At 70.8% G+C, this 909-nt stretch carries 1 protein-coding gene; it reads right to left on the bottom strand.

Annotated elements, in window-relative coordinates:
- Positions 1-84 precede the first annotated feature (84 nt).
- Positions 85-909: hypothetical protein (locus tag AC559T_RS14180; protein WP_498868995.1), on the bottom strand; the 825-nt coding region annotated here is incomplete at its 5' end.

Here is a 909-nt window from a genome sequence, read left to right as displayed (position 1 = left end):
GGTGCCGGTAACAACGGCCCCATGAACACCGGTAGAGCGTCCAGTTTCCTGGACACCTTCGACATCCCGTGGCACGACAGTGGATCAGTGTGGCCGGAAGGGGTTGTCGCGGTAGTCGGGCCGCTGGTCGATCTCGCCGCGTCGGTGTCGTTCGGTCTGCCAGGCATCCCACGCGCGCTCCAGGTGCAGCGTCGAGGAGACGGGCAGCCGCGTGCGGGCGCAGAAGTCTCGGAAGTCCAGGTCCGGCTCGGCCAGGCGACGGCGGCGCTCGGCGTGCCGGTCGGGCAGCACCGCTGCGGTGTCCAGGTCCACGACCCGGCGGGCCCGGGCCAACTCGTCCAGGTCGGCGGCGATGCGATCAAGGACTGCCCGTACCCGGGCGAGATCGACGGCCACGTGAGCCGTATCCGGCCAATCGGCGGCCGGACGCAGGTTGACCGCCGGCGGATACCCGCCGGCTTCCAGCCCGGCGAGCCAGTCCGCACACCGCCGTACCCAGGCCACCTCATCGCTGATCCGATCAGCGACGCTGTCGGTGCCGTCCAGCTCGACGTCCTCTCCCACGTCAGGGTCTTCCGGGGCCGGCCAGCCCACCGTCCGCAACTCACCCAGCGCCGCATCCAGCGCATCGGAGTCGGCGGCGGCCACGATCTGGTGCACACGTGAGGGCGACAGCCCCACCGCCGTGGCCAGGACACGGATGGAGATCCCCTCAGCCCGAGCCGAGGTCAACGCCCACGCCCGCTCCCGTTCGGCCTGCTTCAGCCGCCACGCGGCCCGGGTCACCCGGACCAGCACCCGCCGCTGTCGCCGGCCTGCCTCGATCCGCTCGCTGTTCGTCGCCACCCGCACAGCCTGCCAGCAGCGTTCAGAAAACTGGACGCCGTACCGGTTTTCGTGGAACCGTTG

The organism is Frankia sp. Hr75.2, from assembly GCF_949319125.1.
In the GTDB taxonomy this organism is placed as follows: domain Bacteria; phylum Actinomycetota; class Actinomycetes; order Frankiales; family Frankiaceae; genus Parafrankia; species Parafrankia soli.
Note: the sequence above shows the minus strand (reverse complement) of the source record. Positions and strands in the feature narration are given on the sequence as shown.